This window comes from Mesorhizobium sp. M3A.F.Ca.ET.080.04.2.1 (assembly GCF_003952525.1).
GTDB lineage: Bacteria > Pseudomonadota > Alphaproteobacteria > Rhizobiales > Rhizobiaceae > Mesorhizobium.
The window spans coordinates 1-21,685 of sequence record NZ_CP034451.1; the positions used below are offsets into that span (position 1 = coordinate 1).

At 60.9% G+C, this 21,685-nt stretch carries 19 protein-coding genes and 1 pseudogene; 1 reads left to right on the top strand and 19 read right to left on the bottom strand.

What is annotated here, in order from left to right; genetic code table 11:
- Nucleotides 1-4: 4 nt before the first annotated feature.
- From EJ074_RS29860 to EJ074_RS00090, 18 genes and pseudogenes are all read right to left on the bottom strand, one after another.
- Nucleotides 5-543 (bottom strand): annotated as a pseudogene (locus EJ074_RS29860) (acyl-CoA dehydrogenase family protein); the annotation flags it as partial.
- Nucleotides 544-576: 33 nt separating this feature from the next.
- Nucleotides 577-990, bottom strand: a complete 414-nt coding sequence (locus EJ074_RS00010) for an SDR family oxidoreductase (RefSeq protein ID WP_245454760.1) — start codon at nucleotides 988-990, stop codon at nucleotides 577-579.
- A 37-nt stretch (nucleotides 991-1,027) separates the two neighbouring features.
- Nucleotides 1,028-1,342, bottom strand: a complete 315-nt coding sequence (locus tag EJ074_RS00015; RefSeq protein ID WP_165349793.1) for an SDR family NAD(P)-dependent oxidoreductase — start codon at nucleotides 1,340-1,342, stop codon at nucleotides 1,028-1,030.
- A 256-nt stretch (nucleotides 1,343-1,598) separates the two neighbouring features.
- On the bottom strand, nucleotides 1,599-2,084 hold the full coding sequence (locus EJ074_RS00020) for a hypothetical protein (protein WP_129552466.1): 486 nt from the start codon (nucleotides 2,082-2,084) through the stop codon (nucleotides 1,599-1,601).
- 605 nt (nucleotides 2,085-2,689) lie between these two features.
- Nucleotides 2,690-3,529: a transporter substrate-binding domain-containing protein gene (locus EJ074_RS00025; RefSeq protein ID WP_129552467.1), complete on the bottom strand. Its 840-nt coding sequence runs from the start codon at nucleotides 3,527-3,529 to the stop codon at nucleotides 2,690-2,692.
- Between the two features lie 36 nt (nucleotides 3,530-3,565).
- Nucleotides 3,566-4,228 carry an amino acid ABC transporter permease gene (locus tag EJ074_RS00030; protein WP_129552468.1) on the bottom strand — a complete coding sequence of 221 codons (663 nt, stop codon included), beginning with the start codon at nucleotides 4,226-4,228 and terminating at the stop codon, nucleotides 3,566-3,568.
- A complete protein-coding gene (locus tag EJ074_RS00035; protein WP_129552469.1) occupies nucleotides 4,225-4,872 on the bottom strand; it encodes an amino acid ABC transporter permease in 648 nt (215 codons plus the stop codon). The genes EJ074_RS00030 and EJ074_RS00035 overlap by 4 nt, the downstream gene beginning before the upstream one ends.
- On the bottom strand, nucleotides 4,869-5,678 hold the full coding sequence (locus tag EJ074_RS00040; protein ID WP_129552470.1) for an amino acid ABC transporter ATP-binding protein: 810 nt from the start codon (nucleotides 5,676-5,678) through the stop codon (nucleotides 4,869-4,871). The genes EJ074_RS00035 and EJ074_RS00040 overlap by 4 nt, the downstream gene beginning before the upstream one ends.
- 139 nt (nucleotides 5,679-5,817) lie before the next feature.
- Entirely contained in the window at nucleotides 5,818-6,657 is an 840-nt protein-coding gene (locus EJ074_RS00045) for a TetR/AcrR family transcriptional regulator (protein ID WP_129552471.1), read from the bottom strand.
- A gap of 49 nt (nucleotides 6,658-6,706) precedes the next feature.
- A complete protein-coding gene (locus tag EJ074_RS00050; RefSeq protein ID WP_129552472.1) occupies nucleotides 6,707-7,477 on the bottom strand; it encodes a class II aldolase/adducin family protein in 771 nt (256 codons plus the stop codon).
- Nucleotides 7,478-7,570: 93 nt separating this feature from the next.
- Nucleotides 7,571-9,064 carry an AMP-binding protein gene (locus tag EJ074_RS00055; protein ID WP_165349794.1) on the bottom strand — a complete coding sequence of 498 codons (1,494 nt, stop codon included), beginning with the start codon at nucleotides 9,062-9,064 and terminating at the stop codon, nucleotides 7,571-7,573.
- A complete protein-coding gene (locus tag EJ074_RS00060; protein WP_165349795.1) occupies nucleotides 9,045-9,890 on the bottom strand; it encodes an enoyl-CoA hydratase/isomerase family protein in 846 nt (281 codons plus the stop codon). The genes EJ074_RS00055 and EJ074_RS00060 overlap by 20 nt, the downstream gene beginning before the upstream one ends.
- 11 nt (nucleotides 9,891-9,901) lie before the next feature.
- Nucleotides 9,902-11,131: an FAD-dependent oxidoreductase gene (locus EJ074_RS00065; RefSeq protein ID WP_129552475.1), complete on the bottom strand. Its 1,230-nt coding sequence runs from the start codon at nucleotides 11,129-11,131 to the stop codon at nucleotides 9,902-9,904.
- 443 nt (nucleotides 11,132-11,574) lie between these two features.
- Nucleotides 11,575-13,734: a beta-galactosidase gene (locus EJ074_RS00070; protein WP_129552476.1), complete on the bottom strand. Its 2,160-nt coding sequence runs from the start codon at nucleotides 13,732-13,734 to the stop codon at nucleotides 11,575-11,577.
- A 26-nt stretch (nucleotides 13,735-13,760) separates the two neighbouring features.
- The gene (locus tag EJ074_RS00075; RefSeq protein ID WP_129552477.1) at nucleotides 13,761-14,906 is read right to left on the bottom strand and encodes an ABC transporter ATP-binding protein; all 1,146 of its coding nucleotides are present in this window, start codon (nucleotides 14,904-14,906) and stop codon (nucleotides 13,761-13,763) included.
- A gap of 49 nt (nucleotides 14,907-14,955) precedes the next feature.
- On the bottom strand, nucleotides 14,956-15,807 hold the full coding sequence (locus EJ074_RS00080; RefSeq protein ID WP_095808495.1) for a carbohydrate ABC transporter permease: 852 nt from the start codon (nucleotides 15,805-15,807) through the stop codon (nucleotides 14,956-14,958).
- A complete protein-coding gene (locus tag EJ074_RS00085) occupies nucleotides 15,807-16,691 on the bottom strand; it encodes a sugar ABC transporter permease (protein ID WP_129552478.1) in 885 nt (294 codons plus the stop codon). The genes EJ074_RS00080 and EJ074_RS00085 overlap by 1 nt, the downstream gene beginning before the upstream one ends.
- Nucleotides 16,692-16,753: 62 nt before the next feature.
- Nucleotides 16,754-18,025 (bottom strand): ABC transporter substrate-binding protein, encoded by a 1,272-nt coding sequence (locus tag EJ074_RS00090; RefSeq protein ID WP_095808497.1) that lies wholly within the window; start codon nucleotides 18,023-18,025, stop codon nucleotides 16,754-16,756.
- Between the two features lie 114 nt (nucleotides 18,026-18,139).
- Between EJ074_RS00090 and EJ074_RS00095 the strand changes: the two genes are divergently transcribed.
- Nucleotides 18,140-19,321: an ROK family transcriptional regulator gene (locus tag EJ074_RS00095; protein ID WP_129552479.1), complete on the top strand. Its 1,182-nt coding sequence runs from the start codon at nucleotides 18,140-18,142 to the stop codon at nucleotides 19,319-19,321.
- Between the two features lie 446 nt (nucleotides 19,322-19,767).
- On the opposite strand, the gene EJ074_RS00100 is transcribed toward EJ074_RS00095, so the two are convergent.
- A complete protein-coding gene (locus EJ074_RS00100; RefSeq protein ID WP_129552480.1) occupies nucleotides 19,768-21,675 on the bottom strand; it encodes a propionyl-CoA synthetase in 1,908 nt (635 codons plus the stop codon).
- Nucleotides 21,676-21,685 lie beyond the last annotated feature (10 nt).

Genomic DNA, 21,685 nt, shown 5'->3' on the forward strand with positions numbered 1-21,685 from the left:
TGAAGATAATGATCTTGCATCTCGGATCGGTAGCGCCGGTGGTGTACCATTTCCGCCCGTTGATGACGTAGTGGTCCCGTCCCGAACGATGGTGCTCTCGATGTTTGTGGCATCAGACGAGGCCACCGCCGGTTCAGTCATGGCGAAACAGGATCGTATCTCGCCTGCAAGCAGCGGTGTCAGCCACCTTTCCTGTTGTTCGGCGGTGCCATAGCGGACGAGCACCTCCATGTTTCCGGTGTCGGGAGCGCTACAGTTGAAAATTTCAGGCGCAAGCAGTGAGCGCCCCATGATCTCGCACAAAGGCGCATAGTCGAGATTGGTCAGGCCGGCCCCTCCCGCATGCTCCGGCAAAAACAGGTTCCAAAGGCCATGCTGGCGGGCCAGGCTTTTGAGCTCTTCGACTATGTCGTATGTTTTCCAGGCTCCCTTGGACTTGGCCTCCTCGAAATACTTTGCTTCATTGGGATAAATATGATCCCGCATGAAGTCCTCTAATTCTATCCGAAGCTCGGACGACTGCTCCGAGAACGAAAAGAGCAGCTGGGGGTTGCGCTTCTCCATCGTCCTTTTTCCTCAATCGAGCTTCGGGATCGTCTCAAGGATGTAAAGGTTCGTCAGCAGCCCACCATCCACGGTCAGCCCGGTACCTGTAATGCCGGAGGCAGCATCCGAAGACAGGAAAAACGCTGCATTTGCCACTTCCTCGCCAGTGACCACTCGGCGTATCGGGACCCGGTCAAAGTTTTGCTCAAGATGGGCATGCAATTTTGGCGGCTTCGGAGCCATCTCGGTATGGACGTAGCCGGGGTTGACGGCGTTGACGCGGATGTTGTGAGGCGCAAGCTCAAGGGCCGCGCTACGCACAAGCCCCATCAGGCCGGATTTCGAGACGTGGTAGACGCTGTAGCCGGCCTCCGCCCCGTAGGAATCGATCGACGCAATGTGAACGATCACGCCGCCGCCATGGCTCGCTTGATGGAGGGCCACATGTCTGGTGACAAGAAAGGCTCCCCTCAGGTTGATATCAAAGCGTCTCGTCCCAGATTCGCGCCGTCATATCGAGGAAGGACACTTTTCGGGCCACGCCAGCGCTGTTGACAAGAACGTTTATTCGCCTGTCGTCCGTCGCGGCAGTGTCGACAAGGCGTCTGACGTCCGCTTCGTCGTTTACGTCGCCCTGACAAACACGTGCCTTGCCTCCTTTGGCCTCGATACGTGTGGCCTGCTCGTGAAGACGGTCAAGACGCCGACCGAATAGAACAACGTCGAAACCTGCGCTGGCGAACCGCTCGCTGATAGCGGCCCCTATCCCAGTGGCGCCTCCGGTTACGATCGCCACTGGGGATCTGCTGGATGTCACTGGCTCACTCCTTCCTCCCGGCGGGATCGCGATAGGCTCGCTCGCGCGCGATCAATCCACCTTCTATGTCGTCAAAAGGCTGCTGCGGATCAGTCGCGAACCCGAACTATCCCTCGCCTCGAGCGAGAGTTCTATCTCCGCGGCAAGCCGCGACCCTTGGGTGACAAGATTGGTGATGGTCAGCCCGGCAACACGCCAGGTCTTGAAGTAGGCTACCAGGAATGTCCTCAGTCCCTCACGCCCACGAATGGCTGCATTGGCCTTGCCATGTCGAACAGTCTGCAGTCCGGCGTGAAATGAGCAACGATGGCGTCTGTGTCGTTTGCAAGCAGCGCGGCATTTGGCTTCTGAAAACCTTCTCGGGTTCCATGGTTTTCTCGTCTGTGGGACGTTGCGGCGGGCGGTCAGTCGTTGAAAAATTGCGCGTTTTGCGACGCAAAGGTCGAAAATGAGATTGGTTTCGACCGGTCAGACGCTCGACCGTGTCGGTAACGATGGCGTTGCGACCCTCAGCGATGTTCCTGCTCAGACCGACGATGAAGTCGGCCATGGCTTCGCTGCCGCCCCTCGCCAATACTCTGGTGCGAATGTCGTCCAATGGAACTTCGCTGACGCTGATCGGCCGGCCGGCGGCAGCGCCGATGATGTTGGCGAGGTCACGACTTGTAAGGGCCTCGCCACCGGTCAGAAGCAGATGATGTGAACGCGCATCGTCGTTCAAGAGTTCAAAGCCGCGACCGCCGCGACGTCGCGGACGTCGATATAGCTCACCGGCTGGCTTGCGGATGCTGTTTCAAGGATGGATTGCTGCCTGATCTTGGGGGCGTAGGAACCGGTCGTGTAGTTTGGAAGAACCAGTTTGGCCGCAGGATACAAAAGGAGTGTCCCGACCGTTCCACGGCCACTTCTGCAGCCCTCTGCGGCTCGGTGTCGTTCTGCGCTTGGCAGTGGATCTCCGACATCATGACAACGCGCTCCAACCGGGAAGCCGAGGCCAGCAATTCTCTGATCGCGGGAGCCGGCTCATCGTGTGGCGGCTTGATCAGATAGACTGCCTGGATGCCGTCCAGAGCGCTGCTCCAGGTAGTGCGATCATCCCAATCGAAGCGGCGCCGTTCGACCGAGCCTTCCTGTGTCTCACAGTTCAGGCTTCGAACGCCCAAGACATGGGTTGGCCGCCGCTTTTCTGCAATGCCTGCGACAGGTACGTGCCAACCTTACCGGTCGAGCCGGTAACGAGTATCTTCCGCTGCATCTGATTGTGCCTGTGTCGAATTTGGGTGGCCCGGAGGAGCCGTTGCGCCTCCTCCGGGTGGGATCAAATGATCATTCAATGAGGTAGATGGGGTCAGGCAACTTCCGAAGCGCCTCTGGAAAACCGTACTTGTCGAAAATTGCTTTCAACTCACCTGAATCGCGCATCTCCTTGATGCCATCGTTGATCGCCTTAACTAGTTCATCGTTCCCTTTCTTGATGGGGAACGTATTCAGCGCGGGCTTCAGGCTTTGGCCAACACGTTTGTCGGGAGGAGGGACCGTTACCTCAGCCTTGATGTCCAACAGCTTGAGCTGGGCCGGAGACGATGCGGCCGCGTCGATAACGGCGTCGAGGCGCCCATTCTTGAGGTCGGTATAGACGCTCTGTTGGGATTGATAGAGCGTGAAGGTGGACCCGATCAGTTTCTGCAGATCGTCGTTCCACATGTTCCCTTGAAGGGTTCCAACACGCTTCCCGACCAAGGCATCGAGGGTCTTGAACCCGCTTGGTGAGACGATCGACAGATTGTCCCTGTAGATGGGCTCCGTGACACCCATCACCTTGGCGCGTGACTTCGATAGGTACCAATCGCCCGAAGCCACGTCGGCACGTCCGCTTTGGACGGCCTGGATGACGGCGGCGATGTCGAGCGCCATCGGCTTTGCCTTAAGGCAATTCAATTCCGCAATACGGGCTAGGACCTCGCCATCCACACCGACGAGCTTGTTGTCCTCGATGCCGATGTAAGGTGGCGCCTGATAGGCAGCAACGGTGAGCACACCGTCTTCGACAGTCTTGAGATCATGCTTTGGCTTGCAATCGCTACTAGCGGCGAATGAGAAGCCGCCCGCCATTTGCGTCAAGGCGAGCACTAGGCTGAATAGGCCTATCTTCTTTATTGTCATCATTTCTCTCCCATTATTGTTGCTTGTGCAGGGCCACCTCTACGCGTGCGGGTCGAGCCTGCGTTCGATCACCGCGACACCGGCCGACGCCGGGATGGCTATGGCGGCGTAGAAGATCCCCGCCAGGACAAACACCGCCATGTACTGGAAGGTCTTGCTGCCGTAGCCATAAGCCTGGCTCATGATCTCGGGGACAGTGACCACGAAGGCCAGCGAGGTCGCCACGAAGATCGCGATTCCAATGCTGAGCAACGGTGGGATGGCTATGCGGACCGCCTGTGGAAGGATGACATCCCGGAAACTGCTCCACCGCGATAGCCCGCATGCGTCGGCGGCTTCCTGCTGCCCCTTCGGCACGGCCTGGATGCTGGCGCGCACCACCTCGCTGCCATAGGCTCCGGTCTGGAAGGCCAACGCCGCGGCGGCCGCGACGAACCCACCCATGGTTATACCCACATCCGGCAGGCCATAGTAAAGGAGCTGAAGCATTACCAGCAGCGGAAGACCTCGCCCGACTTCAATCACGCACAAGGCAACCGCGCGCATGTGCCTGTTGCGGGTCATCACCCAAATGGCAAGTAGCAAGGCCAACGCATAGCCGAACAGCAACGCAACGAAGGTCAACTCCAGGCTCGCAACCAGGCCCGAAAGCAGACTGTTGCTGGCATCGCGGACAGTCTCTGTGAACGCCTCCCAGTTCATCCCAGTGAGAACCTCGCTCTGAGCCGGCTGTCGATGTTGCGTGACAGGTAGGCGAGCGGCAGACTGAGCAGCAGATACGTCAGGCCGCTCAAGGTCAGGACCTGGATGGCATGACCAGTGCGTTGCGCTTCCTGCAGGGCGTTGAAAGCAACCTCCGATACCCCGATCGTCGAGGCCACCGCGGTGTCTTTAAGCAGGCCAATTCCGTATGTTCCCGCTGGCGGCACAGCCACGCGCAGCGCCTGCGGGGTGACAATGTAGAAGGCGGTGTCGAATGGCTTGAAGCCCAAAGCCTTGCAGGCGTCCCATTGGCCGGGTGCGATGGCAAGGATGCCAGCCCGGTATGTTTCGGAAAGATATGCCCCTGAAATGAGCGACAGTCCGATTAGCGCCGATGTGAAAGCACCCAAGGTCACTCCAAGATCGGGAAGCCCGAAGTAAATGAGGAAAAGCCACGTGATTGGAGGCACCGAACGGAGCACATCGACAAACAAGTGGGCCAAGTGCCTCGCCCACGCGTTCGGCGCCATGCGTATCACGGTGATAGGAACCGCCAGCAGGGCCCCGATCATGAAGCTCACCAGCGTCAACACGATCGTGTAGGGAATCCCACTGACAATGGCGTTGAAACTTGCCTCGATCATCTGTCCAACACCGCCCGCAGAAACTGACGTGTCCGTTCTTCGCGCGGATGGCCCATGATCTGGTCAGGCGGTCCCTGCTCGAGGATCTTGCCATCCACCATCACGACGACCTCATCGGAGACATCGCGCGCAAAGTGCATTTCGTGAGTCACCACCATCATGGTCATGCCCTCGTCCGCGAGCTTTCGCATGACGGACAGCACCTCCAGACCAAGTTCGGGATCCAAAGCTGAGGTCGGCTCGTCAAAGAGGATGACTTTGGGATTGAGGGCGAGCGAACGGGCAATGGCGACACGCTGCTGCTGGCCACCCGAGCACTGAGCTGGGAGGTCATTGAGCTTTCGACCGACACCGAGCCGTTCAAGGAGCTGGCGCGAAATGTCATCGGCCTCCGCCTGCGACCGGCCCAGCACGCGCTCCTGCGGTAATGACACATTTCTCAGCACGGTCAGGTGCGGGAACAAATTGATGGACTGGAAGACCATGCCTACATGGCCCCGGTAGCGAGATAGCTGCGAGGCCTTGGGTTGGACTTTGCCCGCCGAGAAGATGGTGTCTCCGGCAAAGATGATCTCGCCTTGCGTAGGCATTTCCAGCAGATTGACGCACCGAAGCAGCGTGCTCTTGCCTGCTCCGCTCGGCCCTATCAGCGACACCACCGCGCCGCGCTGTATGGTAAGAGAGACGTTATGAATCGCGGCAAAGGCACCGAACGATTTGGAGATGTTTCGGAGCTCAATGGCAGGACCTTCGAAACCTGGCCCCGCCACATCTACCTGGCGCGATTTGACGCTTGCTAGGTTCACTCTCCACCTATTTCATGCCGGCCAGCTTCGGTTTTGGCAAACGCCTCCAGCCACCACGGCAAGGAGCGTTCGCTCTTGAAGTCTTGGCCTGTCAGTTCCCCATCGGCCGAGTTCGGCCTGCTTGTCTTGTCTGGCGCACTTAATCCGCGGGCGGCTTGACCCTCCCGCTCTTGCCCGCCTTTCCTTTCTGCTGGTCGACCGTCTTATTCGTTGCGGACACGGCGCCGCCGCCGCGCAGCATGTCCAGGACGAACCCGGCATACGTCTGCGAGATCTCCTCCGGGGTCAGAGGGCCCTGTGGCGAATACCATCTCGACACGGAGGTGCACATTTCTATGGCGGCAAAGCTTGCAAGCTTGACGTCGGCGACACCGAAAATGCCTTGGGCTACACCATCCGATATGGCTGCTCGCCAGAGCGCGGCATACTCGTCGCGCAACGCCGTAATTTCTTGCCTGTTTTCGCCCGTCAGAGACCGAACTTCGTTTTCGGTAACAAGGGTCTCAAGCCTGCGCGACGCGGTCAAAAGCACGTGGCTTCGGGCTAAGGCCGTGACTCGGCCTTGCGGGTCCTGCGCGCTCTCAAGGGCGGCCCGGGCAACGCTGAACTGGTCCTGCATCGAATCATACATCAACTCGAATAACAGATCCTGTTTGGAGCGGAGGTAATGGTACATCGCGGCGCTGGACAGGCCGGTGCGACGAGCAATCTCGCGAATACCGGTGGCCGCGTAGCCAAACTCGGCAAACAGCGCGATCGCGGCATCCCTCAGTTCCGCAGGAAGCGGAGGCGGAGCCTTTTTGGCAGTCTGGAACCGTGCCATTTCATCTCCGCTTTTTATCGAACGATCGATTGGAAATTTGTAATCGAACGCTCGATAACTTGTCAATCCGATATCGTCGCCCCGCGCGCCTTCACGGATGTTTTTCGGGAGAAACCCATTGGCGCAAAATCGAGCAAGGCGCGGCTGTGTCGCCAAAACGCCACCGCTGCGGTACCTCGCAACGAGATGGGCGCACCGCTACCGACTAGTTGGCATAGTCAGGATCGAGCACGTCCAGCCGCCTCTTCATCTCGTCGAAATGCGCGATGGCGTAGTCGTGGACGCCTTCCTGCCATTCCATCGCGGTTTTTTCCGCGACGTCGGCGGAAAGAACACTGAGTGGCTGCCCAGTCGACAAGGCCAAGACCATGGTCTGGCAAGCACGTTCCAGGTAGTACATGCAGTCGAAGGCTTCGGCTACCGTCTCTGCTGCCACCAGAACACCATGGTTGCCCATCATTAGAACCGAACGGTTGCCGAGAACGGATGCCAGGCGTTCACCTTCGGCTTCGCTGTTTGCAAGACCCTGGTAGCCGAGATCGATGGCCACACGGTTGAAGAACCGCGCGGTGTTTTGGTCGATGGGCTTGATCTCAGGGTTCGCAAGGCTCGCCATAACTGTGGCGTAGACCGGATGGAGATGCAGCACGCAGCGCGCCTGCGGCGCCAGGGCGTGCAGCCTGCCGTGGATGCACCAGGCAGTGACGTCCGGGGCATCGGGGCGGTCCATAGTCGACGGGTCATCGCTGTCCAGCAGCAGCAGATCGCTGGCTCGGACGGCCGAAAAGTGCTTCCAGCGGGGATTCATCAAGAACCGTTTTCCGTCCACCGAAACGGCGAGTGAAAAGTGGTTGCCGACGGCCTCATGCCAGTCATTGATCGCCGCCAGGCGAAAAGCGGCGGCAAGGTCGACGCGCCGCTCCCATTCGCCTTCATGGAGGGCTGTTGGCCGTTGTCGTGCGGCTGTTTTTGCCATGGCTGTCCTCCTCAATTGATAAGTCCCTTCAGTTGAACCGCCCGTCCATGCCGAAAGCCCAGGCGCAAGCCGCACCGCCGTTGCAGTGCCTGCTTAACCGATGGTCCCGGAATCGTAGGTATCGGCGGTCAGGCCGATGCTTTTGACGCGATGGCGCTCAACCCTCTGGCTGGCGGTGCGCGGCAATGTCCCGATACGAACGTAGCGCGGATGCATGAACTTGGGCAGTTTTTCGATACCCCAGCTGTGGAGTTCCTTCGGCGTCATCGTTGCGCCGTCGACCAGTTCGACGGCCAACAGGATTTCTTCGTCGCCAAGATCAGCGGGGACGCCAACCGCTGCAGCGAGCTGCACCATCGGGTGGCTGGCGAAAACCCCTTCCACCTGGAAGCAGCTGACGTTTTCTCCGCGCCGCCTAACGACATGCCCGAGGCGTTCGATGAAATAGAAATATCCGTCCGTGTCCCGGGTCACCAGGTCTCGGGTTGCAAACCATTTGCCCTTGAATGCGGCTTTGGTTTGCTCAGGGTCGCGCCAGTATCGCCGGAACAAGCCATGTGGCGTGCGGGACCGCAGCAGCAACTGTCCGGGCGTCCCGGGCGAGACATCCCGATCGTGTTCATCGACCACTCTGGCATCGAAATAGATCGACGTCCGGCCGACAGAGCCGTGCTTTCGGTCGCGTTCTGTCTGGTAAATGGGCTGGCAGCATTCGGTTAGCCCGTAGCCTTCGAGAACTTTGCAATGGAAGCGCTTTTCGAACTGCGCCAGATCCTCGGTGCGCACACCTCCGCCAAGGCACGCCCTCAGCCGGTTGCCGGACGTGCGCTCTCCCGCGGAGCGAAGAAGAATGGCAAGGATCGCACCCACATAGTCAAAGACCGTTGCCTCGACTTCGCTGGAGCGCTGCCAGAAGATCGAAGCAGAGAACCTCTTCTCGAACGCGTGGGGCGTGCCGTTGACCACGCTTCCCGCAAACGCCCAGAATGCATTCACGTGATACATCGCAGTCACGCAGAACACTCTGTCATCCTCGTCCAGCTCGGCCATGGCCGAGAATTCCCGACCGAAGAAGGCCAGGTAGCCGTGGGACAAAACACAGCCCTTGGATTTGCCAGTGGTTCCCGAGCTGAAGATGATCAAGGCATCCGTGCCAGGCCCTGGTGGGCTGGCAGGAGGGTTCGGGCGGCCGTCGAGCTTGAGCAGGTCGGCTATTTCGATCGCACTGGCAATTTTTGTTGAGCCACCGTCGACTACGAGTAAGGTGGGCTCGGCTGTCGCGATCATCTCGCCAAGAAGGTCGCTCCCGAGGCCGGGATTCAAGGGAACCAGTGTTGCGCCGATCCGCCAGGCCGCCACGATTACGACGAACAGCTCGATGCTGTTCTCGCAGATTGTAACGACCCGTTCGCCGGCTTTCACCCCTTGGGCAAGCATTGCCGTAGCCGCGGTTCCGGCTGCAGCCCAGAACCCGCCGTAAGTCGCCTGCTCGTTGCAAGGGCCAATCAGGAACAGGCAGTCGGGCCGCTCGCTGGCGTAGCGCTCCAGGCAGGAAAGAAGCGTCTGGTCAGCTCTTGCTTGCGCCATTGTTGGTCCGTGGCTGAGCATAATTTGGCGCGCGGCCGGCACGAAAAGCCGTCATTGCTTCGCGCGGATCGTGTGTCGAAGCCAGAAGATATGCCGTCATGATCTCCATTTCGCGGCTGTCGTCGAGCGACATCGAAGGCAAAATATCCAACAATTTCTTCTGGAACTGCAGCGCCATCGGTGAGGATTTGCGCAGTTGATTTATTAGCTTCAGGGACTCGGCCCTGATGTCGTTGTCGGCGGCAATCCGGCTTACAAGACCCAACTGCTCGGCACGTGCAGCCGGAAGCTTCTCATTGAGCAACAGCATGCGGCGTGCCCATCCGAGGCCCAGCGTGTGCGTAAGCAGGTATGTGGCGCCCATGCCGACGTTCCAGCCATGTTGGGTTTCCGGCAGCCAGAAAATCGCATCTGGGGCGGCGACTACGTAATCACACGCCAAGGCAATTTCCAAAGCCTGGCCGATGACCCAGCCATGCACGGCTGCGATTGAGTTGATGTGGGGGTGCCTCAAGATGCGCGCCAGGTCCGTGAGGCCGCGCTCGGAAGCAATCAACTCGTACATGCCGGAATCCGGGCCTGGGCTGACCGACTCCACGAGATCCTGGTAACCATCGAGGGAAGCACCAGAGGAGAAGTTCTCGCCCTTGCCGTGAAGGACAATCCATCGGTGGCCCGATCGCGCGGCATCCTCGGTGGCCTCCACAATGCCAGAGACCATGACGGGATCCATGGCATTGAGTGACCGAGGCGAATTTAACCCTATGAAGACGGTCTCGTCTTCGATTTCGCAGATGACTTGCCCGGCACCATATGATTCCTGCATTACATGCTCCATTAGCCCAAGGAATAACTGAAATCGTTGGTAAGCGTTGAGCGATCAATTCCGAGCTGCGCGATGAGCGCCGATTTCGGCCGCCCCATCGCCAGGTCGGCCAGTCCCTCAGCTGCGACCAGGGCCGAGCTGTTGCCGAAAGAGAATCCCGACGCCACGAGGAGCCCGGTCGCTGCTGGATGACGGTCAATGATGGGGAGGTTGTCGGAGGTATAGGGAATGCGGCCGGCCCAGCTTTCCTTGAATCCGCTCGCGGAAAGACCTGGAAAAAGGCGCACGAAGCGCCTGAGTATCCTGCCGACGCCGTCGACGTCAGGCTCCCAGCTGAAACCGGCATCATCGACCGGTCCGCCGAAGACGTATGAGCCGTCGCTGCGCTGCGAGATCGCGTCCATCATGCACTCGCCGGCCTTGGTTTCCCGTCTGTCGAACAGATCAGGCGAGAAGCTGGGCAGGTCCTTGACGAGCGGTGTGTAGGCCGCCAAGCAAATGGCACCGTAGAGAACACATTTGAGGCGTGGCAGCTGTGGCGTTGTGGCGATGAGCTGATTCCTCATGCTCTTGACCGGAAGCTCAAGCGGCCCGCTGCTCGTGGCCATCCTGTGCCACGGCCCGGTCGCCCATACCACGATAGGCGCATCGAACCGGCCAGCATGTGTGCTTATCCCGGTGACACGACCGCCAGCCGTCAATATCTCCAGAACCTCATAACCTTCGAGAACGGTCGCCCCTGATCTCACGGCCGACCCCGCCAACGCTCTCACCACAGTAGCCGTGCCGATCTGGGCGTCCTCGCTGCAAAAGCTCGCGCCGACGACGTTTTCATCAACGTCGGGGGCGAGCTCGAGGAGCGACTGCCGGTCGATGAATTCGATGTTCAGGCCGTCGCGGCGGCGCGCGTCGACGAACTCCTTGATCAGTGACAGCTGCCCCTGGCTCTCGCATAGGACGAGGCCGCCGTTCCTGCGATATTCAAAGTCGCCGCCCATCTCATCATGAAAGTTGTCCAGGAGAAGGCGGTTGCGCCGCGCAATATCCAAGGACACCCCTTTCCGGCCATGCAGAAATACAAAGCCGATGTTGCGCGAGGAAGCGCCGAATCCAAGCCGGTTGCGTTCAAACAAGGCCACGTCGAGGCCTTCACTGGCCAACGCGCGTGCTGCCGCCGCGCCGACAATGCCCCCGCCGACAATGATTGCATCGAAAGTCCTGCGATCCGATCCGCTCGTCACTTTTCAGATCCCAATGTCGTGGCAGGCCCAGAGGGCCGGCTAAATTCCTGAGAACACCCCATCGGAAGATCCGTCATAAGGCCACCTCAACGAAATTATCGAACGATCGATAGACCAAAACTTATCGACTGTTCGATAAGTAGTCAATGCGTTGCGGAGCCTCCCCGGCCATTTTTCACGGCATCGAACTTCGACGGCTTACGCCTGGCCTCGCGACACTAGGTGCCGAGGATCCATCAGGCACCACATCGGAGATCGGCCGCTCGTGGGCGTGCGGTCGCTTAAGAGGAATGGGGAAGGTTGACGCCAGACAACCTTGCGGCTGGGCAGCCATCACCCATCCCTTTCGGGACAGCGTCAGCCCAGCAGATTGTGGGGGCTGCCTGCCGACGATTTCGAGAGTGCCGGAGCCCGCACCTGACGCAGCAAAGTCACAATGCCATCTAGTCGGCTCGGTGAACCGTATGCATCGAGATCACAGCACAACCATAGCTCTCGAGTTGCAGAGTGTTTCCCACACCCTCACCGGTCAGGAGATCCGTGCCCACCGGCACACCCGGCACCGCCACGGGAGCGTCCGTGGTGTTTTGGATGAACATCAACTGGCGATCTTGGGTCTCGCGAACTGATACCTCCACCCCGGTTGGCAACTCTGGAAGCAAGGGCGCGACGCCCGCCCGAGCAAGGACTGTATCTGCGACAGCTTCGGCAAGTGCCGGAGTAAGATAGGTGCCAACATAGACGACGCGGCCCTTGCCGAGCTGCCGGCTGGTGATCGCCGGCTGTCCGGCGCAAAAGCGGTTCGACCAACAGCCCAGCACCTCGGTGTCCGACGCGACCTCGAGCAGTTCGTAGAGATGCGCCGCCTCAAGCTGCCGGTTACCGAAGGTGAAGTGGTATTTGCGTTCCGCCGACGAGGCGGGCAGCGGCGATGGCGGCACATGAGCGCCCATGGCAGGCTGTCTGAACAGGGGGAACAAACCATTGCCACCTTCCGGTACGATTCGGCCGAATTCGGTCACTTTGACGCCGCTCAGCGCTGACAGGGCGGCGCCCGGTGCCTGCTCACGGACGATGTGGTTGTTCTCGTCCCTTGTCCCGCTAAGGGCAGAAAGGATCAATGAGCCGCCGTTGCGGACAAAGGTCTCGACTCCTTCGTTCCAATCCTCCTTCCACATCACCCAGTGCGGGATGTAGAGCGCCTTCAGCCGCGACAGGTCGTCTTCGGGGTGGATGAAGCCGCAGGCTATGCCGTTCCGGTAGCAGTGTCGGTGCAGGAGCGTTGCGTCTTCGAGCGGGCTGGGAAGCCCGATCGGATAGGTCTTGTGCGCTTCCTGGTTGTCGAAGTCGGCGCCAGCGATGCCAAGATCCATCCTTACCGCGGTGCCGAGGATCTGATCCTTGATGCCGGCGATCTCGTGAAAAAATCGGCTGGCCTCGTCATAGCGGCGGCGCGGGACGTCGTCGTGGTCGATGACGCCCATCCAGTAGATCTCGGCGCCAAAATGGGCGGGGCGCCAGCGAAAAAACAAGATGCCGTCTGCGCCGCGCGCCACCGATGTCATGGCCATGCGGCGCATCTCGCCCGGCTCCGGCGTCATCGTCGAGAAGCCCGGCTGGCTGCCGAAGCCCGAGGCCTGCTCCGGAACGATGAAGTTGCCGGAGTAGGCGCGGCATATGTCGAGATGCAGCGCTTGCGTGGCCGCGTGACCGCCGGTTCGGCGCATCTCGTCGTAGAGCATCGGGTAGATATCGAAGCCGATGAAATCGAGGTCCTGTCCGAACTGGCCGCGGAAGTCGATGTCGGCGAGCTGGCCGAGATTGTGGAATACGAACCAGTCCGGATTGGCGGCGCGCAGGATCTCGACCTGGTCGTGCTGGAAAGCCGCCGTCGCCGCGGCCAGGAAGCGATGGTAGTCCTGCACATGCCCGGGGCTCGGATAGGATGGCATCAGCGGCCGCGGCAGGTCGATTTGCGAGAAATCGTCGTAGGCCGTCGCCCAGAAATGGCCGCCCCAGGCGAAATTCAGCGCGCCGATCGCGCCGTATTTGTGCTGCAGGAATTTCTGGAATTCCAGCCGCGTCGAAGGCGCGAATGACTCCGAAACCGTCGTGTTGAGCTCGTTGTCGGTCTGCCAGCCGATGACGCGAGGGTTGTTGTTGTAGTGCTCGGCCATGGCGCGCGTGATGCGGCGGCTGTGAGCGCGAAACACGGGGCTGGTGGTGTCGGCGTGCTGACGCGATCCATGGCTCGCGCGGTGGCCGTTGACGTCGACGCGCAACACCTCGGGATAGTTGATGGTCAGCCAGCGCGGCGGCGTTGCTGTCGGCGTGCACATGATCGTGTCGATTCCGACAGCGCCGAGAACCTCGATTGCCCGGTCGAACAGATCGAAGTCGAACTTGCCTTCATAGGGCTCGAAAATATGCCAGGCGAACTCCCCCATCCGGACCGTGTTGACGCCGGCGGCAAGCATGCGCTCGGCGTCGCGTCGCCAGCAGCTCTCGTCGACATGTTCGGGATAGTGCGGTGCTCCCAGAAGGAAGCGGTCGAGATTGAGCGGTCGCCAAACCGAAAGCGGGGCGGGCTTCTTGCGGTGCATGCGGATGATACTCTTGAATGCGAGGGTCAGGTTGCGGGAACGGGTCTTCGCGGCGTCAGCGTGCGGCCATCGGGTCCGAACAGATAGGCGTCGGCGATCTCGAAGCCGGCCGTCAGCCGGGCGCCGACACTGATGGGCGACACCTTGTTGAGCTGCACCGTGAAATTGCCGGTGCCGCTGTCCGAATTGGTCGCTTGGAGGGGGGAAGCGTCGAGGTAGAGAACCGTTTCCCGTCCCAGATGTTCGACCAGCCGCACGTGGCCAGGGAACGATGCCTGGCCTGCGTCTGCCCGCTCGAGCACATGCAGGTTTTCCGGTCGGATTCCGACGGTCACCGCGTCGCCAGCTGAAAAGCCGGCCACGTCAATGTCGGCGAAGGCAAGCGCCGGCATTCCCGCCGCTGCCAGTGTGAGGCTGGCCGCACCGATTGTTTCCACTCGTGCTTCAATGAAGTTCATGCGCGGCGCGCCGAGAAAGCCGGCGACGAAGATGTTTGCCGGGTTGGCGTAGAGTTCGAGAGGAGAGCCGACCTGTTCGACCTGCCCCTTGTTCAGCACCACGATCCGGTCGGCCATGGTCATGGCCTCGATCTGGTCGTGGGTGACGTAGACCATGGTGGATCCGAGCTGCGCGTGAAGGCTGGAAAGCTCCACCCGCATCTGGGTGCGCAGTGCGGCGTCGAGGTTCGACAGCGGCTCGTCGAACAGGAACACCTCCGGTGAACGCGTGATGGCGCGGCCGATGGCGACGCGCTGGCGCTGCCCGCCAGACAGTTGCTTCGGGCGCTTGTCGAGTTGCTCCTCGAGGCGAAGGATCTGCGCGGCGCGTTTGACGGCGGCATCGATCTCGGCCTTCGGCCGTTTGGCCATCCGCAAGCCGAAGCCCATGTTCTCGGCCACGGTCATGTGCGGATAAAGCGCGTAGGACTGAAACACCATGGCGATGCCGCGATCGCCGGGCTCTTCCCGGGTGACGTCGCGCCCGTTGATCACGACATGGCCGGAGTTGATGGTCTCAAGTCCGGCGATCGTTTTCAGCAAGGTCGACTTTCCGCAGCCCGAAGGCCCGACCATGACGACGAACTCGCCCTTGTCGATCGTCAGGTCGATCGCCTTCAGGGCATGATAGCCGGCATAGTGCTTGTCGACCTTGCGCAATTCCACGCTGCTCATCGCGAGGCGCCTTTTCATGTTTGCGGGTTGTGTCCGTGTGATCCCGAAATCATCCCTTGACCGCCCCCATGGTGAGGCCGCTGATGAAATGTTTCTGCATTAGGAAGAACATGACGACCGGCGGCAGGGCGACGAAGATCGTTGCCGCCGACACGATGTTCCAGGCCGACGTCCATTCACCGCGCAGATTGTTCAGCCCGGCGGTGACGGGTTTGACCGCATCGCTCTGGGTCAGCACGATCGCCCAGAAATAGTCGTTCCAGATGAAGGTGAAGGTGAGGATGGCGAGTGCCGCCAGCGCCGGCCGCACCAGCGGAACCACCACATGGCGCAATGTCTGGAATGGCGAGGCGCCTTCGGCGCGCGCGGCCTGGAACAATTCGCCCGGCAAAGCGGCGATGAAGTTGCGCATGAAAAGCGTCGCAAAACCGGTCTGGAAGGCGATGTGGAACACGATCAGCGCGTAGACGGTGTCGTAGAGGCCGAGGCGGACCATCAGGTCGCGCACCGGGATCATCATGACCTGGGCCGGCAGGAAATTGCCGCCGACGAAGAGCGCGAAAATGAGATTTGAGCCGCGGAACGGATAGCGCGATAGCACGAAGCCGGTCAGTGTCGACAGGATCAGAACGCCGATCACCGAGGGGATGGTGATCAAAAGGCTGTTGAGGAAGAAGCGCAGCATCGCGGTCTGCTCGAAGACCGCCGTGTAATTCTCGACCAGGCTGAATTTCTGCGGCCAGCCCCAGTAATTGCCCGCCATCAACTCCTCGTTGGAGCGGATGGACGTCAGCATGACGGCAAGCAGCGGCAGCAGCCAAAGCGCGACGACCAGGGTCACGGCGCCGACATAGAGCGCACGCTGGATTTTCGCGTCTTCGCGGATCGGGCGCGGGTACATCAGGCGTTGCTCCGTTCGGCCTTGATGAGGCCGTGCAGGTACCAGGCGATGAAGCTGATCATGATCACGAAGAGAACCGTGGCGATGGCGGCGCCGTAGCCGAAGCGGTAGGAGAAGATCGATTCCTCATACATCTGGTAGGCGAGCACCGTCGACGAGCCGTACGGACCGCCGGTGGTCATGACAGCGACCATGTCGAAGGAGCGCAGCGCGCCGATGACCGTCACCGCGATGGCGATGAACCCGACCTGCGACAGCTGCGGCAGGACGACATGGCGAAGCATGCGCCAGCCGCGCGCGCCATCGACGCGCCCGGCACCGATCAGGTCCTCGTTGAGGTTGTTCAGTCCGGCCAGGAACAGCACCATGCAGAAGGCGATCTGCGGCCAAAGCGCTGCGGCGGCGACCGCGAAGGTGGCGAAATTCTCGTCGGAAAGCAGCGCCGGCGCGGTGGCGCCGAACAGGCCGAAGATCAATTGCAGCAATCCGTAGGTCGGATCATAGACCCAGCCGAAAACGACGCCCACTGTCACGGTCGCCAGCACCAGCGGGACGAAGAAGAGCGACTTCAGAATGCGCATGCCTCTGATCTGCTGGTTGACGATCAGCGCCAGGGCCAGGCCCATAGGCGGCGCCAGCATGAAGATCAGCAGCCAGATGATGTTGTTCTTGAGCGAGACGTAGAATTGCGGGTCGTCAGCGAGCTCGGCATAGTTGGCGAGGCCGACCCAGGTCTTTGCGCCGATGCCGTCCCATTCATGCAGCGAGATCCAGACCGTCTCGGCGGAGGCGGCGAGAATGACCATGCTGAACAGGATAAGGCCCGGCAGCAGGAACAATGTCGGTGTCAACCAATGACGATTTCTGCGCCAGAAGCGGTGCATGGGAATTCACCCAAAAAAAGGCGGGCGCAGCCCCCGGCTGCCTCCCGCCAGGTCCGGGAGGATCAGCCGAAGATTCTCTTGCGGGTCTTTTCCAGCCGCTCGAGGATCTGATCGCGCCGTTCGGGCTTGACCATGAATTCCTGCAGCCCCGTCATGCCCTCCTGGGCCATGTCCGGATCGGTGTCGCGATCGTAGTATTGCGAGGTGCCAACCACCTTCTTCAGTTCCTCGACGGCGGCGTTGACCAGCGGATCCTTGCTCGGCGGACAGTCGTTGCGCGGCGGGATGGCTCCCTCGGCGGCGAGGAACGCTCCAAGGTTTTCCGGCTTATAGAAATAGGCGAGGAAGTCGCGGGCGCCTTGCTTGTTCTTGGCGTTGGCCGGGACATGAACGGAGTTGACCGAAAAATCCTCATACCTGGCGACGCCGGGGACGAGTTCGGGAAATGGCGCATAGGCGAGCTGCGGGATGTCCGCCTCGGAGAAGGCGGACCTGACGAAGCCACCGAGATCCATCATGGCCGCCTTCTTCTGCGCGAGCGCGGCACCTGCCTGCTCCCAGCCGAAGGAACTGTGGTTGGGCGAGAAGAAACCGGCCTTGATCAGATCGTTCCATTTGTCAAAGATCGGAGTCAGCATCGGATCGGTATACTGGACCTTGCCGTCCATCAGCGCGATGTGCTTGTCGAGGCCGTTGATGCGCAGGTTCATATGGTCGAACCAGCCGCCTGCGGGCCACAGTTCCTTGGTGCCGATGCTCATCGGGATCATGCTTGCGGATTTCGCTGCCTCGCCAAAGGCGAGAAAATCGGTCCAGGTCTTCGGCGGGGTCCAGTTGTGCTCGGCAAAGACATCCTTGCGGTAGAACAGGCCCCAGAGCAGGCCGCCCATCGGCAGGCCATATTGCTTGTCGCCGACGGTGACTGCGTTTGTTGTGGCGCCGAGCACGTTCTTGTAGTTCTCGCGGGCAAACAGATCGGAGATGTCGTCGAACAAGCCCTTGTTGACGAAGGCCTTCATGCGGTTACCGGAAAACCAGAAGCAGATGTCGGGAGCGCCGACGACGAGATAGCTGCGGATCGCGGTCTTGTGCGCCTCGTGATCCATGTTGTTGATGGTGACCTTGGCGCCGGATTTCGCCTCGTACTCGGCCGCCAGCCTGTGCAAGATGTCGCGTTGCCCGACATTACTGAGGTTGGAAATGATGGTGATTTCTTGCGCTTGCGCCAATGCTGGGAAGCAAAGGTTTCCAGCGGCGGAGGCAGCGATGGCCGCACCCGTGCCCTTGATAAAGCGGCGTCGCGTCGTGCGAAGGCCGGCTAAGGCGTTGGTCATGGCTTTTATCTCCTCCCTGAGAACAGCCGGATTCCAATTGAACCGAGGCAAACGGTAGCGTATGCAGATGAAGCCGGTCAATAGTTAATTTACAAAATTAATAATGGGGACTGAATGAAGCTTAAGGGTGACCAGCAGACGTCGCGCGCTTTGAACCGAAGGCTGATCCTCAACATGATCCGCGCCGACGGCCCGATGAGCCGGGCGGAGATGGCCACGCGCAGCGGCCTTAGCCCGGCGGCGGTGACCTTCGTGGTGTCCGAGCTGCTGAACGAGAATATACTGGTCGAAGGCGAAGCCAGTCTTGGTGCGCCAGGGCGGCGCCCCATCCCAATCAAGATAAATTATGCAGGCCGGCTCGTTGTCGGGCTGAAGTTGATGGTGGGTGCGATCGACTGCGTACTTACTGATCTCGCCACGACCCCGCTTGTCTCCAGGCAGGTCACAGTTCGCGACCCCTCACCGCAAAGCACGGTCGAAGCCTGTGCTACGGCCGTCAGTAAATTGCTTGCGGATCGCAAAGCACCGGCAGGAGCAGAGCTCAGCGGCATTGGTATCGCGGTGCCCGGGGTGATCGACCAAGGCGTCTGCCGGCTCAGTCACCGGTTCAACTGGGTCGATGTTCCGATCGCTGCTATGCTCGCCGAGCTGGTGCATGTGCCCGTCTGGGCGGACGATGACACGAACGCCTTCGCACTGGCGCAGCAATTGTTCGGCCTGGGCCGGCATCATCGCACGGTCGGCGCGCTGGCTATTGGGGCCGGCATCAGCTGCGCCGTGGTGATTGATGGTGCCGTGCACCACGGCGCGAGCGGCGCCGCGGGAAAGCTTGGCCATTCGATCTACGATCCAAACGGCCCGCCATGCGAATGCGGCCGACGCGGCTGCCTGCAGACCTTCTTCTCCGAACCGGCGCTGGTAAGGCGCTGGCGAGATGGCAAGGGCATATCGGGAGCAGTGACCCGCCACGATATGGTCGACGCGGCACGGGCCGGTGACGAGATGGCTGTGCACCTGTTGAGCGAGGCTGGCGAAGGGATCGGAAGATTCCTGGGTGCCTTCTGCAACATCGTCGATCCGGAAGTGATCGTGGCCGGCGGCGAAGCCGTCACGTTCGGCGACTTTCTGTTCGAGCCCATGCGACGCGCCTTGGAACGCCACGCTATGTGGACGCCGCCGCCGATCACGCCGGACTGGGCGGACGATTCCTGGGCGCGGGGCGCGGCAGCCCTCGCCACCCAGAGGCTTTTTGACTTTGAAAGCAGGCCCGGGGAAATAGCGGTGCCTGCGATGTAGATGGCGATAAAGTCACGGCCCTGTCTGTGCGGACTCCATCCTGTGGATACCAACTATCCTTGTGCGTGGACCGTCGCGCCTGGAATGACCGCCTTGGCGATCTCGGGCGTAGATCACCTGGCGGCCCACTCCGGCCATGCCAAATAACCGAGAGACTTCCTCCGGTCGACGATCTACGATCCCGATCGCACTATTCGGTTGGACTCCTTTGGAATCGGGACGCTGCTTCGCCAAGCGTATGATTTCGAACTGCTCTTGTTTCGACCCCAACCAAATCAGCTCCGTTATGGATGGCCGCCATATGGCTTGAACGCGGAACGTTTGATCCGGGTCACTCAGGAGTTTCAAGGTGCTTAAGCTTCTGCTTCCCAGCGTCGCTCGTCGACTGGGGAAACCAGAAGGCATCGCCAAGCCTCGCTCGCCCAGCACGTCGCCTGTTTCTGTCGTTAGGCGCCGATGCCGCGGCCCTTCAGCGCCGTTGAGATCTCGTCGAGGATGGCAGGATCGTCGATTGTCGCCGGCATGGCCCATTCCTCCTTGTCGGCGATCTTCTGCATCGTGCCGCGCAGGATCTTGCCGGAGCGCGTCTTGGGCAGCCGCTTGACCGTCACCACCGTCTTGAAGGCGGCGACCGGGCCGATCCTTTCGCGCACCAGGCCCACCACCTCGCTTTCGATGGCGCCGGTGTCGCGCGACACGCCGGCATTGAGCACGACGAAGCCGAGCGGTACCTGGCCCTTCATGGCATCGGCAATGCCGATGACCGCGCATTCGGCGACATCGGGATGCGCCGCCAGCACCTCTTCCATGGCGCCGGTCGAGAGACGGTGGCCGGCGACATTGATGATGTCGTCGGTGCGCGCCATGACGTAGAGATAGCCGTCCTCGTCGACCATGCCGGCATCGGCCGTCTTGTAGAAGCCCGGGAACTCCTCGAGATAGGCCTGCCGGAAGCGAGCGTCAGCATTCCAGAGCGTCGGCAGGCATCCGGCCGGCAGCGGCAGCTTGACCACCACATTGCCGAGCGTGCCGCGCGGCACTTCATGGCCGGCATCGTCGAGAATGCGGATGTCGTAGCCGGGCATCGGCACGCCGGGCGAGCCGTATTTCACCGGCAGAAGACCCAGGCCTGCCGGGTTGATCGTCATCGGCGAGCCGGTCTCGGTCTGCCACCAGTGGTCGATCACCGGGCGGTCGAGCTTCTGCTCCGCCCATTTGATGGTCTCGGGGTCGGCGCGCTCGCCGGCGAGGAACAGGGTGCGGAATTTCGACAGGTCGTATTTCGGCACGAACTCGCCCTTGGGATCCTGCCCCTTGATGGCGCGGAATGCGGTCGGCGCGGTGAACAGCGCCACAACGCCGTGCTCAGAGATCACCCGCCAGTAGGTGCCGGCGTCCGGCGTGCCGATCGGCTTGCCTTCAAACAGCACGCTGGTGCAGCCATGCAGAAGCGGTCCGTAGACGATGTAGGAATGGCCGACCACCCAGCCGACATCGGAAGCCGCCCAGAACACTTCGCCGGGCTTGACGCCGAACTCATTGTCCATGGTCCATTTCAGCGCGACCATGTGGCCGCCATTGTCGCGCACGATGCCCTTCGGCTGGCCGGTCGTGCCGGAGGTGTAGATGATGTAGAGCGGGTCGGTGGCCAATACCGGCACACAGTCGACATTGGCGCCGGCCGCCCGTTCGCGCGCCACCGCGTCCGCATAGTCGAAGTCGTAATTGTCCTTCATCTCGCAGCGCAACTGCTCGCGTTGCAGGATCAGGCAGGCGTCGGGCTTATGCTTCGACATCTCGATCGCCTTGTCGAGCAAGGGCTTGTAGGCGACCGTGCGTCCGGGCTCCAGGCCGCAGGAGGCGGTGATGATTAGCTTCGGCTTGGCGTCGTCGATGCGGGTGGCGAGCTCGTGCGAGGCGAAGCCGCCGAACACCACCGAGTGCACGGCGCCGATGCGCGCCGAGGCGAGCATGGCGATGGCCGCCTCCGCCACCATCGGCATGTAGATGATGATGCGATCACCCTTGCCGATGCCGCGGTTCTTAAGCACCGACGCCAGCGCGACCACTTCGCGCTTCAGTTCCGCATAAGTGAATTCGCGTACAGTGCCGGTGATCGCACTATCGTGGATCAGCGCCAGCTGGTCGGCGCGCCCGCCCGCGACGTGGCGGTCGATGGCGTTGAAGCAGGTGTTGCAACTGGCGCCCGTGAACCAGCGGCCATAAACGCCGGCTTCGGCATCGAAGACCTTGTCGTAGGTCGAATACCAGTCGATCGCCTTGGCGGCCTCGGCCCAGAACCCTACGGGGTCGCGTTTCCAGCCCTCATAGACTTCATGGTAGCGTGAGGCCATCGGACTTCCT